A 15,413-nucleotide genomic window follows, 5' to 3' on the forward strand; every position below is an offset into this window, starting at 1 on the left:
GCAACTAAATCTCTTAAAAAAGCTTAATCACACAAATAATTAACTAACTCAAAACAATCTTTGATCTGTATGTCTCAATTTAATACCAAACTGATGACTTTAAAGGAAAGGAAGAGAATGTACATTTATTGGTTTTAGATTTGCCGAAATTTTCAATCTTTAAGCATGTCTTCAGGCTCAAGGGACATATTCCATTACCATCCGTAAGCGTAAATATCTTACCGTTAGATCTAAGCTGTGGGGCAACACGTTATGGCCGCTATCTTTTTTGCTTCATCCTGCACAGGCGCTCTGATATCTATTATTCGGCAATATATTGAGCAACAGAAAACACCGGATTAAAAACACAAGCAGCTCCTCGCGATGATCTCAGCCCTAATGGACGGTTTTAGCCGCTGATCTTTTTTGATAAAAATCGGGATTAAGACCAGAGGCTCATACTCTTGATGATTTAAAGCTATATTGTAATTTTCACACAAAATCTCCATTGCTCTCGGTGTTTCCCAAGCAGGCAAAGGAGAAAAACGTAATTTTTTAATTCCATTTTAATCTGTTTCAATAATTTGATTATCACTATTTTTGTATTTACCGCCAATTGAAATATCTTCATATTTATACAGATCACGATGCAGCTGTAAGATGATGGATGTTTTAAGCGGCATATACTCAAAATTTTCGTTTACTAATGCCAAAACGTCTCTATATCCGGCAATTTCCTTTTCCGACAAAGATTCTGGTTCTATTTCATAATTAACTAATTGATGAAGTCTTTGGTCTCTGGTCTCTTGTAGTAAGTCCTTCAATACGATTTGACGATTCAATACTTTCACTAAAAGCCTGTGTGCTTAATATTTTATGAATATCGCTTAATTTAAAATCGTTTCGGTGTTTATGAATTTTCTTTAATAGATCTTTTATCTTAGGTGTTATGCATTGACTGTAGGCCTTATCAAAATCAAAAATCTTCATATCAAATCACCAAATTTAAAGACAAAAAAACTCGGGGTGCTTTTGACATCCCGAGCTCTTTTTAATACAGGTTAACTAAAAATTAACCTACAAACTTACGGGCATTTCTAAAGATGCGGCACCAAGCGCTATCCTCTCCCCAATCCTCAGGATGCCAGGAATTGGAAACAGTACGCATTACACGCTCAGGATGCGGCATCAAGATAGTAAAGCGTCCATCCGGAGTGGTTACGGAAGTTATGCCGTTAGGTGAACCGTTCGGATTCATCGGATACTCTTCAGTAACCTTACCGCGATGATCGATATAACGAACAGCAACTAAGCCTGATTTTTCAAAGCGAGCTAAGTGAGCTGCGTCCTTGAATTCGGCACGGCCTTCACCGTGAGATACAACGATAGGCATCTTAGAACCTACCATGCCGTCAAAGAAGATTGACGGGCTCTTTTGAATCTCAACTTCAACAAAGCGTGCTTCAAAGCGCTCTGACAGATTAGTTACAAAACGCGGCCAATCTTCGGCTCCGGGGATTAAATCACGCAAAGTCGACATCATCTGGCAGCCATTGCAGACGCCTAAAGCAAAAGTGTCTTTACGATTGAAGAAATCGCCGAACTCTTCGCTTGCTCTTGAGTTGAAGAGAATTGACTTAGCCCAGCCTTCACCTGCTCCCAATACGTCACCGTATGAGAAACCGCCGCAAGCTGCAAAGCCCTTGAAATCTTTTAAGGAAACTTTACCGCTTAAAATATCGGTCATGTGCACGTCAACGCAATTAAATCCGGCGCGGTCAAACGCTGCTGCCATTTCTCCCTGAGAGTTAACGCCCTCTTCACGTAAGATGGCAATCTTCGGAGCGACGGAACGAGCGATATAAGGAGCTGCGATATCTTCTTTAGTGTCAAAAGTAAGATCGACGAACAAGCCCGGATCTTTTTCATCAAATTTAGCGTCATACTCGGACTTGGCACATGCAGGATTATCACGTAATGACTGCATATGATAAGTGGTTTCAGCCCATGCGGTTCTGAAATGGGTACGAGTCTCGTTGATAACGTCCTGACCTTCACGGGTAAAGACTATGCGATCGTCATCGCGAAGAGAGCCGATAACGAATGAGCAATTAGATAAACCGTGACCTGACAAGATATTAAGAACCTGCTCTTCAAGCTCGGCAGGAACCTGGATAACGGCACCGGGCTCTTCGGCAAACAATACGCCTAAATCATTCTGGCCTAACTCATCCATACGGACGGTAACGCCGGTATGACCAGCAAAGCACATTTCAGCGACGGTGACGAACAAACCGCCGTCTGAGATATCGTGATAAGCCAAGATCATGTTCTTGCTGTTTAAGAACTGAACGGCGTCAAATAATCCTTTCAAACGAACAGGATTATCAAGGTTGGCAGGCTTGCTGCCAAGCTGGCGATAAACCTGAGCCAAGCATGATCCGCCAAGACGATTCTGTCTTTCACCCAAATCGATGTAAATAAGAACGGTATCGCCCTTATCGGTTCTAAGCTGCGGAGTTAAAGTCTTGCGAATATCCTCACAGCGGGCAAAAGCTGAAATAATTAGGGACATCGGGGCGGTTACGGTACGGTTCTCGCCGTTTTCGTCCCAAGTGGTCTTCATGGACATTGAGTCTTTGCCGACCGGTACGGTAATTGAAAGCTCAGGACATACTTCCATGCCTAAAGTCTTAACGGCTTCATAAAGACCGGCATCCTCGCCCGGATGACCGTTTGCCGCCATCCAGTTTGCGGATAACTTGATTCTGTCCATATCGCCGATCATGGCAGGAGCAAGATTGGTAATAGCCTCAGCAATAGCCAAACGTACTGAAGCTGCATGGTCAAGCAAGGCAACCGGAGTACGCTCGCCCATGGAAGCGGCTTCACCGTGATAGCTGTCATAGGATGCGGCGGTTACGGCAACGTCGGCTACCGGAACCTGCCACGGGCCTACCATCTGATCGCGAGCCACCATACCGGTAACGGAACGGTCACCGATAGTAATAAGGAAAGTCTTCTCGGCAACGGTCGGTAAACGCAAAATTCTTTCAGCAGCGTCAATAGGCGTAATGCCTTCATCCTTAAACTCGGGAGAATCGGCTTTAGCGCTCTTTACAACCTTATTCATGCGCGGAGGCTTGCCGAGCAGTACGTCAAGCGGCAAATCAATAGGACGATTGCCAAAATACGGATCTTCAAGCACTACGCGGCGCTCTTTGGTAGCTTCACCGATTACGGCAAACTGAGCGCGCTCACGCTTGCAGAAAGCTTCAAATACCGGGAATTTCTCAGGAGAAACGGCTAAGACATAACGTTCCTGAGACTCGTTACACCAAATCTGCAGCGGGCTCATACCCGGCTCGTCATTGGGGATCTTGCGCAGATCGAAATGACCGCCGACACCGCCGTCTGAAACGAGTTCCGGCATTGCGTTTGACAAACCGCCGGCTCCGACGTCATGAATAAACATAATAGGATTTTCAGAACCAAGCTGCCAGCAGGCATCGATAACTTCCTGGCAGCGGCGCTGCATTTCAGGGTTGCCGCGCTGAACTGACGCAAAATCCAAATCCTCAGATGACTGGCCTGAATTCATGGAGGAAGCGGCACCGCCGCCTAATCCGATATCCATGGCAGGACCGCCTAAAACGATTAATTTTGCACCCGGTTCAATATGATCTTTTTGGATATGCTCACGACGAATGTTGCCCCAGCCGCCTGCCAACATAATCGGCTTATGATAGCCGCGGATTTCTTTTCCGGCAAAGCTTACGACTTCCTCTTCATAAGTTCTAAAATAACCGCAAAGATTAGGACGGCCGAACTCGTTGTTAAAAGAAGCTGCGCCTAAAGGGCCTTCAATCATGATATCAAGGGCTGAAGCCAAACGGTTGGGTTTGCCGAAATCATGCTCCCACGGCTGAACGGCTCCGGGGATTTTAAGATTTGACACGGTAAATCCGCATAAGCCGCCCTTAGGTTTTGAACCTACGCCGGTAGCGCCTTCATCACGAATTTCACCGCCAGATCCGGTTGCAGCTCCCGGGAACGGGGAAATCGCAGTCGGATGGTTATGGGTTTCAACCTTCATCAAAATCGGCATATCTTCCTGATGGTAATTCCACTCAAGAGTATCTCTGTCAGGATAGAAACGGCCTGCTTTTGATCCTTCCATAACCGCAGCGTTATCGCGGTAGGCTGAAAGTACGTAATCATTATGAGTGTTATAAGTATTACGTACCATCTGGAATAAAGATAAATCCTCTTTCTTACCGTCAATTTCCCAGGAAGCGTTAAATACTTTATGACGGCAATGCTCGGAATTCATCTGGGCGAACATGTAAAGTTCGATATCGGTAGGATCACGTCCTAAATCCTTAAAGGAATTTAAAAGATAATCCATTTCCTCGTCATTTAAAGCCAAACCGAGCTCAACGTTTGCTTTCTTTAATGCTTCTTTACCGCCGGTGGTAAGCGGAACGGTAGTAAAAGGCTTTGGAGTCTGTTTTTCAAATAAAGCGACACCCTCATCAAGGCTGTCAAGTACGGTCTGCATCATGCGATCGTGAATAAGAGGAACGATCACTTTACGTTCATCGGCAGTTAAAGCGGTACCGTCTTTTTTCTTAAACCAATAAGCAATACCGCGTTCAATGCGGTGAATTTCGGTCAAACCGCAGTTGTGGGCAATATCGGTTGCCTTGGATGCCCACGGAGAAATAGTTCCGATTCTAGGGATGACGAAGAATAAGTCACCTTCTTCAACATGCTCTTCATCGACGGGGCCGTAAGTCAAGATTTTATCTAAAACGGCTTTTTTATCGTCACTTAAAGGAGCATCAACATCAACAAGGTGAATAAAACGGGTACAAATAGAAGCAACTTCTATTCCGGCTTTAGCCAAAGCTTCGGTAAGCTTTTCTACTTTATATCCGGAAAGAGCTGAAGAACCGCGTAAAATATCCATAGAAACTATTTCTCGCTAAGAAAATTATGTTGAAAACAGTAAGAAAATCTCACGATCCGTATATTTTAACAAACCCTTGCCTTTGCTACTAAAAATCTTTGCATTAAAGCTGAAATTTCTTTTTTTATGAACTTAAAAAGCCGCTTTGGCGGATAATGATTGACAGAATTCATCTGCTTTTACGGATCTTGCCATGACTGAAGAAGAAAAAATATTTGCAGGAAAATTATTTAATAATCAATGTCCTGAATTAAAAGCCGTCAAGATGGAAATGCATCGGGCCAATAAGCGCTACAATCTTCTTGACGAAACAGACCCAGCCCGCGATGAAATCATCAAAAAACATCTTGGAAAAATAGGATCGACTTTTCATATGGTGGGCCCTATTCATTTCAACTACGGCACCCATACCTTCATCGGCAACAATTTTTTTGCCAACTTCAATTTCACCGTAATGGATGATGCTCGAATTTTTATCGGTGACAATGTTTGCATCGGTCCGAATGTTTCACTGCTTGCCACCAACCATCCTCTAATTGCCGCAGAGCGCATGGGGCTTGATGCAAACGGAAAAACCACGCTTGCCGAATTTGCCGAGGAAATTCACATCGGCAGCAACGTCTGGATTGCCGCGAGCGTCTGCGTCATCGGAGGTGTTCACATCGGAGATAACGTGGTAATCGGAGCAGGAAGCGTTGTAACAAGGGATATTCCCGACAACCATATCGCCTTCGGCGTTCCCTGCCGCCCGATACGGGAAATAACTGAAAAAGACAGCGTACGGCATCTTCTGCTGCCTAAAGATGCCGAATTTTTTAAAAACAACTTTCGCAAATTAAAAACAAAAAGCTAAAGTCCATTTGCTTTAAAGCGTTCTTTCATAAGCCTCAGTAATTTTTCATTGGAAACAGCCGTCATGATGTTTATCTTCCGAGAAGAGTGAGGCTTAATTTCGTCAGCGTTTTTCAAATAGCCTAAATCCGCAATATATGTTCTTCCGCGAAAAGCTCCGCAAAGTTCAATATTCACAAAATGTTCTTCAAAGCTGAATAAAGACGAATCGATCAAATAAGCTACGGTTAAAACATCATGGATCCAGCACCCGTCAATACCGCGGGTTTTCATAGAATAAGCAAGCCAAGGTTTAGTGGTTTTATACAAATACTCACTTAAAGCATTTGTATAAGTTCCCATTTCTTCAAGATCTTCTTGTCTTAAAAGAGTTGTCGTAGTCGTGTCAAAAGGAGCCATCGTGCAGGGAACTGAGCTATCCAACACGATTTTTGCAGCTTCCGGATCTAATCCGAAATTAGTGTCTTTTAAGTAATTTTTGACATTAAAGCAGCCGCCCATCAGCACGATTTCCTGTATCTTGTCTTGTACCTCAGGGTATTTTGTCAACAATAAAGCAAGATTAGTTAAAGGTCCGATGGCTATAAGCGTTACTTCATGAGGATTTTCATTAATAATTTGCGCCATCTTATCCACGGCGTTACAAGCGATGTCGGCGTCTGTGCGTAAAAATTCTTCCTCATCCTGCCACAAATATTTAAGACCTTGTTTTTCTACGCCGTGATCAAGCCTTTCACGCCATTTTTGCGTAGGTTCCTTTAAAGCTCTAAAAGATCCGCAGTAAACAGGCACGTCATATCCTGATGCCTGTAAAAAGCGCTTTGCCACAAGACAGGCTTTATAATTTAAAACGTTTCCGCTTACAGTCGTAACCGCCTTGACTTCAATTTCAGGGCTGACAAGAGCCAAGGCTAATGCTAACCCGTCATCAACATTGGCACCGGCAATACCGTTGCCGATATCACAGTCAATAATTATCTTTCGCATATCAAGTCCGTATTTTATCAGTGGGCTTTTAGCGACATTCCGTCTTTTATGATATACGGAATTTTATAAACGCTGCCTTTTAGATCGGGATTTAAGACCATATTGATGACATGCTGCGCCACAAGCTTCACCGGCTGCAGCATGGCAGCAAGCGAAGGCACGACATACTCGGAAAGCTCGGTTGCGTTAAACGTGGCAATGCCGATGTCATCGGGAACTTTTATCCCGCGCTCGGAAAAAGCGCGCAGCGCACCGAAAGCCTGCATTTCATTAGTTGTAAAGACGCTGTCGCATTTGACATTCATAATCAAATCCAACGCCGCGTAATAACCGTCTTTACGTGTGTAATCCGAGTAAAAAACAAGGCTGGGAAGCGGCTCTAAATTATGAGCTCTTAAAGCGTCTTTCCATCCTCTGATGCGTTCCTGCGTGTTATGCATATTCTTAGGTCCGCAGATAATCGCGATTTTTTTATAACCTTTTAAGATCATCATACTGACCACATCATACGCCGCCTGATATTCATTGATTTCAACCACGCGCATCCCCGATTCGGGATTTGCCATGTGATTTAACAGGACAAAAGGCGTATTGCTGGCATTTAACAAATCAAGATAAGGATCTTTAATGGCGTTATAAATTATTCCGTCAACCTGACGCTGCAAAAAGAATTTAAGCAGATCAACTTCCTTATGCACCCTATCGTCGCTATCGCCAAGCAGGATTACAAATCCCCGCTCAATTGCTTCTCCTTCGATTGCATGAGCAAGCGACGCAATAAAAGGGTTGGAGATATTCGGAATAATAAGACCTAGACAGCGTGATTTGCCGCTTACCAGTGCTCTTGCATTATTATTAGGCTGGTAGCCGGTTAATTTTATCGCTTCAAGCACTTTTTTTCTGGTTTTCTCCGATACCGGCTTCGGTCCGTTATTAATTACGTAACTGACCACGGCACTTGAGGTACCGGCTAATTTGGCTACATCATTACGGGTTACTTTTTTACTAAAATTCTGCATAGAATATCCTTATGATGTAGCCATTGTACCTAATTAAAGGGCATCTTCCGGCAGATTCAGATCACGTCCTCGAGTTTCAGGAGCAATAAACGTGCTGACCAAACCGATGAAAGCGCAAACTGCAAAATAGGTTGCAATCGGCCACCAATGTCCGAAGTAAGACAAAAGTGCAGAGGCAATCATCGGAGCAGTTCCGCCTGACATGATTGAGCCTAACTCTTTGGCAAAAGCCATCTTGGTATAGCGGTTGGTAACACCGAAAAGCTCTACGCCCCAGGCAGCCTGCACACCGAAAATTCCCAGTGAAGCGATAGCCATACCGATTACGATAACCGGGCCGACAATCCACGGCTCTTTAGTATCAAGCAGCATGAAGGCGGGGAATGCCCACAGCACGAGCAGGATACAGAACCAGCGATAAGTAATGCGGCGGCCGAATTTATCAGAAAGCCATCCAGAGAACGGAATGACGAAAAAGCCTAAAACCGAAGCTACGAAAACCGACATGGTGGCAACAGACTTATCGACACTCAAGAAACTTACGACATAACCGATGATAAATCCCTGTGCAAGATATGACGGACCGTTTTCACCGATTCTAAGACCAACCATAACCCAAAAGGCCTTGGTTCTTGCAAAGAAAGAACGCTTGTCTTTTTTCTGGAGTTCAACACCTTTCTCAAATGCTTCCTTACGCATTTTCTCAAGCTGTTTTTTCTGCTGCTCAAAAACAGGAGTTTCGCGCATATGCTTTCTGATTAAAAGCGCGATATAAGCAATCAAGATTGAACCCAGGAAAGGAATACGCCAGCCCCAGCTCATCAAATCGTCATGATCAAGCTGCAATACCAAAAGCCATACGGCAGAAGCAAGCAAGGTACCGCTGTTTGAACCTAAACCGATAATCGATGAAACGACGCCGCGTCTTTTTACCGGAGCATACTCACCGAGCATCACGGCACCGCCTGATAACTCAGCTCCGGCACCAAGACCCTGCATAAAGCGCATCAAAACGAGCAAAGCTGCAGACCAGGCACCGATTTTTTCATAACTCGGGATAAGTCCGATACAGGTCGTGGCAAGACCCATCAATGAAATGGTAATAACCATCACGAACTTACGACCTAACTTATCGCCAAGTAAACCGAAAACGATAGCTCCGATAGGACGCGCGATAAAACCTACGGAAAATGCGGCAAAGCTTTGCAGCAAAGCCATGACCGGGGTGGATTCAGGGAAGAATACTTCTCCGAAAATAATACCAGCAGCAAGACCGTACAAAGCAAAGTCTGTGTACTCCATGGTTGTTCCGAGCCAACAGGAAATTGTTGCTCGCCAAAAATCTTTCTTGCCCTCTTCCGTCTGAAAATTAGCTTCAGCGGCTTGGGTGTGAATGTTGTTTTCGCTCATAGCAAACTCCGAAAGTTGTTCTACACGTGTAGAATACAAACAAACAAAAATATAAGATGTGAAGGTAATCACAAATTAATTCCTTTGTTATCGGCTTATTTATCGGATTTATTAAAGAAATTACTTTTCAATATATTTCTACACGTAAAAATTAAGGCGCTTTTTTATCTTTGGTTAAAAAGCGCCTATTCCTACAAGCAATCCTTTCTCTAAAAATTAAAAGCAGCTTTTTTTATAAAGAGAAAAAAGCCTAAAAGAATTATTAAAACACCCAAAACAGCAAAAGCGCCGCTTAAAGAAATAAGCGAACCTATAGAGCCTATCGCAAAAGGTCCGAAAGTGATTGCCGCATAACCGCAAGTCGTAACCGCAGCCACAGCTGCAGACTGCGGCATAGCTTTCTGTCTCCCAGCAAAAGATACGGCAATAGGCAGAATGTTGGATAAAGAAAGGCCTAAGAGCCCAAGGGAAATATAGACAACAAACGGATTTAAGCTAAGGGAGATAACCGTTAAGGAAAATCCGGCAAGCAGCACGCTTATTATCAAAGTTTTAAAAGATCCGATGCTTTGTAGAATTCTGCCGCCTAAAAAACGTCCTGCCGCCATAAAAATCACTACAGTCAAATAACCGCTTGCCGCTCTCTCTGGTTCTGTCGCCTGCTTATCAAGAAGCAGCAATCCCACCCAATCTATAGCAGCTCCTTCTGCAGTCAGCGCAAATAACGCAATAACGGCGAGAACAATTACAACTCCTTTGGGTATTACTAAAAGCGGTTCATCTGAAACAACTTTGTTATCTTCAATTAACTTGCCTGTCAAAACAAATAAAAACACTAAAAAAACAGTCGGCACCGTTACAGCTATAAAAGGAGAAAAATTACAGGACAACAAAAAAGCTACCGACAATACGGCAAAAATCTGACCTACTGAATAAAAGCCGTGAAATACCGACATAAGCGGCTTTTTATATTTCTTTTCAAGGACGCTTGCATAAAGATTTACCGAAACTTCCATAAGTCCCATAGTAAATCCGTAAACAAAAATCAGAAAAAACTGCAAAATAAATCCGGGAATTGCTGCTACAAAGATAAGCGACAAAGCTAAAGCAATACCTGAAAATAAAACAGAAAAGCGCGTTCCTTGTTTTTTTACAACAAAGGGAGAAAAAAGCATTCCGGCAATTGATCCTATACCCATAGAAAGGATCATGAGACTTAAGGTAAATTTTGAAATTTCAAGCCGAGCTTGAATATACGGCACTAACGGGGCCCAGGCGGCTATGGCAAAACCTAAGAGGAAAAAACCGGTTTTGGCTGACTTCAGCACGGTCAGACTTCGATTTAATGAAAGCATAAAAATCTCCGTCTTTAGTACCTAAGTAAGGTCAGAAGATTCTAGCACATTAAAACATCACTTTATCGTTACGCTATGCCTTTTTAGGGGAGAGCAAATAGTAACCGCCAAGTCCTACTAAAATTACTAACCCTGCAAGACACATAAAAGTATATTCAAGCGTAATAACTTTAGCTAAAAAACCGATGAACGCAGGGCCACACAAAATACCCGTATAGCCTATAGCATTCACCCACATAACAGACAAATGAACAGGCATTTCCTTACATGTTGCAATATAAGAAACAAGCTGAGGAACAATATTTGACGCACCGATGCCGATAATTGCAAAACCTAAAAATACACTTATGACAGAAGGAATAAAAACAGCCACACAATATCCAGCAAAAACACACAAGGTTCCTAAAAACAGAACAAGTCTTCGCCCCAAACGCTCCACTATTCTGTCACCGGTCAAGCGGCAAACTGTCATAGCAATAGCAAATACCGAGTAGCCATAACCGGCATCAGACAAATCAATATTACGTTCTGCAACTAGAAAAACTCCCGTCCAGTCATGCATCGAGCCTTCAGTCATGAACATTACAAAACACATCAACCCCGTAATCACCACCAAATAGTGCGGCAGCATAAATCTATTCTTTTGATTTAATTCATTTTTCTTGGATTTATCCTCATCGTGAACCGCAGCAAAAAGATGGCGGCATCCTAAAAAAGTAAACAGCCAGACAAAAACCGCCGCCGACACAGCCGAACCTACAATTCCAAGCCGAGTTCCTAAAAGAGTAGTGACTACTGCAGAACCGATAAATCCGCCTACACTAAAAAGACCGTGTAATCCGGACATAACCCCTTTATTTATAGATTTTTCAACTAAAGCTGCATTAATATTCGAAACCACATCCAAAATAACAACACAAAAACCAAAAAAATTAAAACCACTCCCATTAAATAAAGATTGTGAATTAAAGAAATAGCAACAATTAAAAAAGCAAGAGCCGTAACAGCGCTGTAAATAAGTTTTTTACACCCGAAGCGTCCGGTCAAATATCCTGTTATCGGCATTGAAATAAAAGAGCCTATACCGACACACAACAATAAAAGACCTAAATTATGTTCATCAAGGTTAAGGCGTTCTTTAATAAAAGGAATCATCGGAGCCCAAGAGGCAATTGAAAACCCTGCTGATAAAAAAGCACAACGATTTGAATTTAATAACTGACTATCACGTTTCATAGAGAACCTATCTTGAACTTCAATAATAAATGCAAAGATACTAACTTATTCAAAGCACTTGAAAAATCTACATAAAAAAGCACATAGATCCTCTAAAATTGATCTTGTGGATTTTATCTTCTAATTTGAATATTTCTGTCTCTTAAAAAGATCATTTCAGTCTCTTAATTTTCATTTTGCTGTTTTCTATTTTTACAAAGAAGATCTTTTAATTTTGCTTCATACTTTCTTTATCTGCATCTTCTCTTTTCTATATTGAATATGCCGCTATCGGCATATTTGATATTCAAAGGAGTTTTCCATGACTTTAGATGTTGAAAGATTGAGAAAAGTGGCACAAATGTGCCTGCTGAATAAATCAGTAAGGAATATAGCAGCGCTGAACGGTTGTTCTCCTTCAACAGCAGTAAGAATTAGAGCTCGACTTAAACAAGCCGGTTTTTCTTTACTTGAAGATCTCAATAAAGTAAGCGACGCTGAGCTTTCTCAAAAAATTTATGCCCGCAATAACATTGCCGTAGATTCTTCAAAGGAAATTGAAATACTTGATAAACACGTATTGATCCGCCGTACGGTGAATCAAGAGAGAAATGTTTTAGTTCCGGATTTTGACCGCATTATTGATGAATGCGTTAGATCGAAAGCTTCTATACAAACAGCATACATTGATTATCTTGAACTTTGTAAAGCTCATAATAAAATGCCTTACAGCCGTTCTTACTTTTTTAAACTTTTTAAAGCAAAACTCAAAGCCACTCAAGATCCTGTTGTCACCATGTATCAAATGCATCCGTATGGAGAAGCAGTGCAGCTGGTCCGGCAGGAGACACCCTCAAATTTATTAAGCCGGACGGCTCGGTTGCCAAGCTTTATATTTTAGTAATGACCTGGCCTGCCAGTTATTACACTTACGGTACGTTGATCCCCGATATGACAACGGCATCATTTTGTGAAGGTATCGTTAAAGGCCTTCAGTTTTTCGGCTGCAAGCCTGATTACCTCATCATAGACAATGCTAAAGCCTTAGTAACCAAACATCATGTCGGAGCCGATGAAATCTTTAATGAACAGTTCAGCTTTTTTATGCGTAAATTAGGGATTTTAATTGATGCCAACAACCCTCGCAGCCCCACATCCAAAAGTGCTGTGGAACGTACCGTGGGCATAGTTTGTGACCGTTGTCTTTCGCGTCTTAAAAAAGAGAAATGTCAAAACATCGAAGAGTACGGTTTACGATTGCTGTCTCTTGTCGATCAATACATCAATAAAGCTCCGTTCAGGCAAAGAGGCAGCGATACACAAAGAGAAACTCTTTTTAAGCAATACGAAAAGCTTAAAGCTCATCCTCTTCCCGACATCTTACCCGGTTTTACCAAATACTATCCGGGTATCAAAGTTCCTTCTAATTACTTAGTTAACGTAGAAGGTCACTTATACTCGGTACCTTATCGCTTCGTCGGGAAACAGATCGATGCTGAAGTATGCAGCAGCATCGTGTTCTTCCACGATACCAAAGTCATAGCCGGGCACTTAAAAAGCATAAGTGACGTGCCTCAAATCTTACCTGAGCATATGCCTAAAGACCATGTTGCGCTTGCTAAAAAAAGAAGTATGTACAACACTCAGGAGGCGATATTGGCGGAAGCCAAACTGCAAAGTTTAGAGCTGTTCGGCTTATGTGAAATATGGCTCAATCGCGACGGAATGCAGAAGAAAAAGGCTTGTATTTACAGCATTAACCTATACAAACGCAATTATTTTAACGTTTCTCTTTTAGATGAAGCCGTACGACGGATGCGCTCTTCAACCGATTATCGGTTGTGGAATACTTATACCTTAAGAAAAATTTTATCTGAGATAAAAGACGAAGTTATGAGCAGCGACACCGGCCGCTTTATGACGCAGGAAGACATTATCGAAGATGTTTTGTCCAATCCTGATTACACCTATCTGCGCACCGTAAAACCGGTCAAAGGAGAATAAAAATGGCACTTACAGCTCAACAGTCAAATCTTATAGCTCGCTTTAACAAATTACGCCTGAGCGGTTTTGCCGATATGTTAATGAATCAATTTAACAACTCTGCTGCTTATATTGAGGCCACTTATGAAGATAAATTAGAAGACTGCCTTTCAGCTCATGAGCAATATCTTGGATCTGCACGCTTTTTACGGTTGAAAAAAGCAGCAGGTCTTACTGATTCCATAACCATCAATGAAATAAGTCAAAAGCTGCCCTTGGGGTTGGAGCGCGAACAAATACGTTATCTTATCCGTAACAGTTGGATTGAAAACGCGGTAGAAAACATTATTATCTCCGGACCTTGCGGCGGGGGAAAAACGTGCCTGGCAAATGCAATCGCCATTCATGCCTGTAAATCCGGGTATAGAACTTTATTTTATAAGGCTACTGAATTACTTGAAGAGCTTGCTCATAAAGATAACGAAGATCGCATTAAGTATAGGAAAAAGCTGCTTAAAACCTCCGTGTTGATTTTAGACGACTTCGGAATAAAGAGGTTATCCGAAGAAGCAATATATGAGCTTTATTTAATGTTGGATAGTCGTTACAACAAATATCCGGTCATTGTAACGACACAGCTTAAGCCTGAAGGTCTTTTAAGTTATCTGGGAAAAGTGAGTACCCGCTCTGAAGCTGTCATCGAACGTCTTTGCAAGCCGGCTGTGTTTATAAATCTTATCGGTGACAGAAAACGACCGGAAAGGCGGTTTACTTCGGATACGTCAAATGATCGGAAATAAAAGACAAAAAATAGCTTTTTAAGAGACATTGAAGATCTTTTTAGTAGACGTAAAAGTTATTTTTATGAGATTAAATCGCCTGATATAGATAAATTTTATAAGTTATTAGGCGGTTATTTTTAGTGGATCGCTGATCTTTTTTAATTAGATTATTCAGCACTTTCTATCAAACAGAAAGTGTATAAATTAATTGCAAAATTTAACATTATTTTTGCATCCACAACATCATATTGTTATCAAAAAGAACGTTAAGTTTATCCGTGTCTTTTAACCATGCAAGATACGACCTTATCGTACTGCCGACAAGAACATACTGCTCAAAATTCATAATCAAACCATATTCTGTAAACAACCGCTGCAGGATTACCTCAAAGAAAACAGGCTCTTTGCATAAAGAAACAATCTTTTCCGCAATTTCGTACACCATTTCAATGTTATATTGCGCAAGTTCATCAATATCTTCAGTTATGGCAGCATGCGAAGGAACAAACATTTTGGCCTGAAACTTTTTCACCATTTCAAGCGTTTTAATATAAGAAGAAACATCATAAATAAAACTAATCCGATACTTCTCTAATATATTCTTACTTGACAGACAATCTGCTAAAAACACTATATCGTCAGGAGTTCTGAATCCGACCATATCAAAGAAATGTCTCGGAAGCTTTATCACCTCAAAGCCATCGGGCAGCTCATTTTCAGTTAAGGATTCTGCATTGCTTTGTGCGGCTAAAAGAAACTTATGCCTCAAATCTTTGCATGGGTATCCGCCGTTTGACGTCCTCACCGGCCTAAAGGCCGATGATCCTACTGCTAAACAACAATATTGCTACTGTTGTAA

General features: G+C 41.9%; 13 protein-coding genes. 4 read left to right on the top strand and 9 right to left on the bottom strand.

Annotated features, from left to right (window positions below):
• Positions 1-545 precede the first annotated feature (545 nt).
• Positions 546-830 carry a hypothetical protein gene (locus QZ019_RS06015; protein ID WP_295483194.1) on the bottom strand — a complete coding sequence of 95 codons (285 nt, stop codon included), beginning with the start codon at positions 828-830 and terminating at the stop codon, positions 546-548.
• Positions 831-1,051: 221 nt separating this feature from the next.
• The gene (gene purL / locus QZ019_RS06020) at positions 1,052-4,951 is read right to left on the bottom strand and encodes a phosphoribosylformylglycinamidine synthase (protein WP_295483197.1); all 3,900 of its coding nucleotides are present in this window, start codon (positions 4,949-4,951) and stop codon (positions 1,052-1,054) included.
• Positions 4,952-5,144: 193 nt separating this feature from the next.
• On the opposite strand from purL, the gene QZ019_RS06025 reads away from it, so the two are divergent.
• Positions 5,145-5,804 (top strand): sugar O-acetyltransferase, encoded by a 660-nt coding sequence (locus tag QZ019_RS06025; RefSeq protein WP_295483201.1) that lies wholly within the window; start codon positions 5,145-5,147, stop codon positions 5,802-5,804.
• On the opposite strand, the gene QZ019_RS06030 is transcribed toward QZ019_RS06025, so the two are convergent.
• From QZ019_RS06030 to QZ019_RS06055, 6 genes are all read right to left on the bottom strand, one after another.
• Positions 5,801-6,790, bottom strand: coding sequence for a nucleoside hydrolase (locus QZ019_RS06030; RefSeq protein ID WP_295483204.1), 990 nt, complete (start codon positions 6,788-6,790; stop codon positions 5,801-5,803). The genes QZ019_RS06025 and QZ019_RS06030 overlap by 4 nt on opposite strands.
• A 17-nt stretch (positions 6,791-6,807) precedes the next feature.
• Complete coding sequence (locus tag QZ019_RS06035) at positions 6,808-7,809, bottom strand: LacI family DNA-binding transcriptional regulator (RefSeq protein ID WP_295483207.1); 1,002 nt, start codon at positions 7,807-7,809, stop codon at positions 6,808-6,810.
• Positions 7,810-7,842: 33 nt separating this feature from the next.
• Positions 7,843-9,219, bottom strand: a complete 1,377-nt coding sequence (locus QZ019_RS06040) for an MFS transporter (RefSeq protein ID WP_295483210.1) — start codon at positions 9,217-9,219, stop codon at positions 7,843-7,845.
• Between the two features lie 209 nt (positions 9,220-9,428).
• Complete coding sequence (locus QZ019_RS06045) at positions 9,429-10,574, bottom strand: MFS transporter (RefSeq protein WP_295483213.1); 1,146 nt, start codon at positions 10,572-10,574, stop codon at positions 9,429-9,431.
• A 73-nt stretch (positions 10,575-10,647) separates the two neighbouring features.
• Positions 10,648-11,205 carry an MFS transporter gene (locus QZ019_RS06050; protein ID WP_366936832.1) on the bottom strand — a complete coding sequence of 186 codons (558 nt, stop codon included), beginning with the start codon at positions 11,203-11,205 and terminating at the stop codon, positions 10,648-10,650.
• 242 nt (positions 11,206-11,447) lie between these two features.
• On the bottom strand, positions 11,448-11,810 hold the full coding sequence (locus QZ019_RS06055) for an MFS transporter (RefSeq protein ID WP_295483219.1): 363 nt from the start codon (positions 11,808-11,810) through the stop codon (positions 11,448-11,450).
• A gap of 301 nt (positions 11,811-12,111) precedes the next feature.
• Here QZ019_RS06055 and QZ019_RS06060 point away from each other — a divergent pair, with 301 nt between their 5' ends.
• The 3 genes from QZ019_RS06060 to QZ019_RS06070 are packed head-to-tail and all read left to right on the top strand — an operon-like array spanning position 12,112 to position 14,572.
• Positions 12,112-12,690 (top strand): helix-turn-helix domain-containing protein, encoded by a 579-nt coding sequence (locus tag QZ019_RS06060; RefSeq protein ID WP_295483222.1) that lies wholly within the window; start codon positions 12,112-12,114, stop codon positions 12,688-12,690.
• 2 nt (positions 12,691-12,692) lie between these two features.
• The gene (locus tag QZ019_RS06065; protein ID WP_295483225.1) at positions 12,693-13,793 is read left to right on the top strand and encodes a hypothetical protein; all 1,101 of its coding nucleotides are present in this window, start codon (positions 12,693-12,695) and stop codon (positions 13,791-13,793) included.
• 2 nt (positions 13,794-13,795) lie between these two features.
• Positions 13,796-14,572 (top strand): ATP-binding protein, encoded by a 777-nt coding sequence (locus QZ019_RS06070; RefSeq protein WP_295483228.1) that lies wholly within the window; start codon positions 13,796-13,798, stop codon positions 14,570-14,572.
• 205 nt (positions 14,573-14,777) lie between these two features.
• Here the strand turns inward: QZ019_RS06070 and QZ019_RS06075 are convergent, their stop codons facing one another.
• Positions 14,778-15,323 carry a hypothetical protein gene (locus tag QZ019_RS06075; protein WP_295483231.1) on the bottom strand — a complete coding sequence of 182 codons (546 nt, stop codon included), beginning with the start codon at positions 15,321-15,323 and terminating at the stop codon, positions 14,778-14,780.
• Positions 15,324-15,413: the final 90 nt, after the last annotated feature.

Origin of the sequence: uncultured Succinatimonas sp. (assembly GCF_905203285.1) — a bacterium.
Classification (GTDB): Bacteria; Pseudomonadota; Gammaproteobacteria; order Enterobacterales; family Succinivibrionaceae; genus Succinatimonas.

Coding starts and splice junctions, on each gene's coding strand:
- QZ019_RS06025 (WP_295483201.1), top strand. CDS start 5,145: ATGACTGAAGAAGAAAAAATATTTGCAGGAAAATTATTTAATAATCAA.
- QZ019_RS06070 (WP_295483228.1), top strand. CDS start 13,796: ATGGCACTTACAGCTCAACAGTCAAATCTTATAGCTCGCTTTAACAAA.
- QZ019_RS06040 (WP_295483210.1), bottom strand. CDS start 9,219: ATGAGCGAAAACAACATTCACACCCAAGCCGCTGAAGCTAATTTTCAG.
- QZ019_RS06055 (WP_295483219.1), bottom strand. CDS start 11,810: ATGAAACGTGATAGTCAGTTATTAAATTCAAATCGTTGTGCTTTTTTA.
- QZ019_RS06035 (WP_295483207.1), bottom strand. CDS start 7,809: ATGCAGAATTTTAGTAAAAAAGTAACCCGTAATGATGTAGCCAAATTA.
- QZ019_RS06030 (WP_295483204.1), bottom strand. CDS start 6,790: ATGCGAAAGATAATTATTGACTGTGATATCGGCAACGGTATTGCCGGT.
- QZ019_RS06050 (WP_366936832.1), bottom strand. CDS start 11,205: ATGCTGCCGCACTATTTGGTGGTGATTACGGGGTTGATGTGTTTTGTA.
- QZ019_RS06065 (WP_295483225.1), top strand. CDS start 12,693: ATGACCTGGCCTGCCAGTTATTACACTTACGGTACGTTGATCCCCGAT.
- QZ019_RS06045 (WP_295483213.1), bottom strand. CDS start 10,574: ATGCTTTCATTAAATCGAAGTCTGACCGTGCTGAAGTCAGCCAAAACC.
- purL (WP_295483197.1), bottom strand. CDS start 4,951: ATGGATATTTTACGCGGTTCTTCAGCTCTTTCCGGATATAAAGTAGAA.
- QZ019_RS06060 (WP_295483222.1), top strand. CDS start 12,112: ATGACTTTAGATGTTGAAAGATTGAGAAAAGTGGCACAAATGTGCCTG.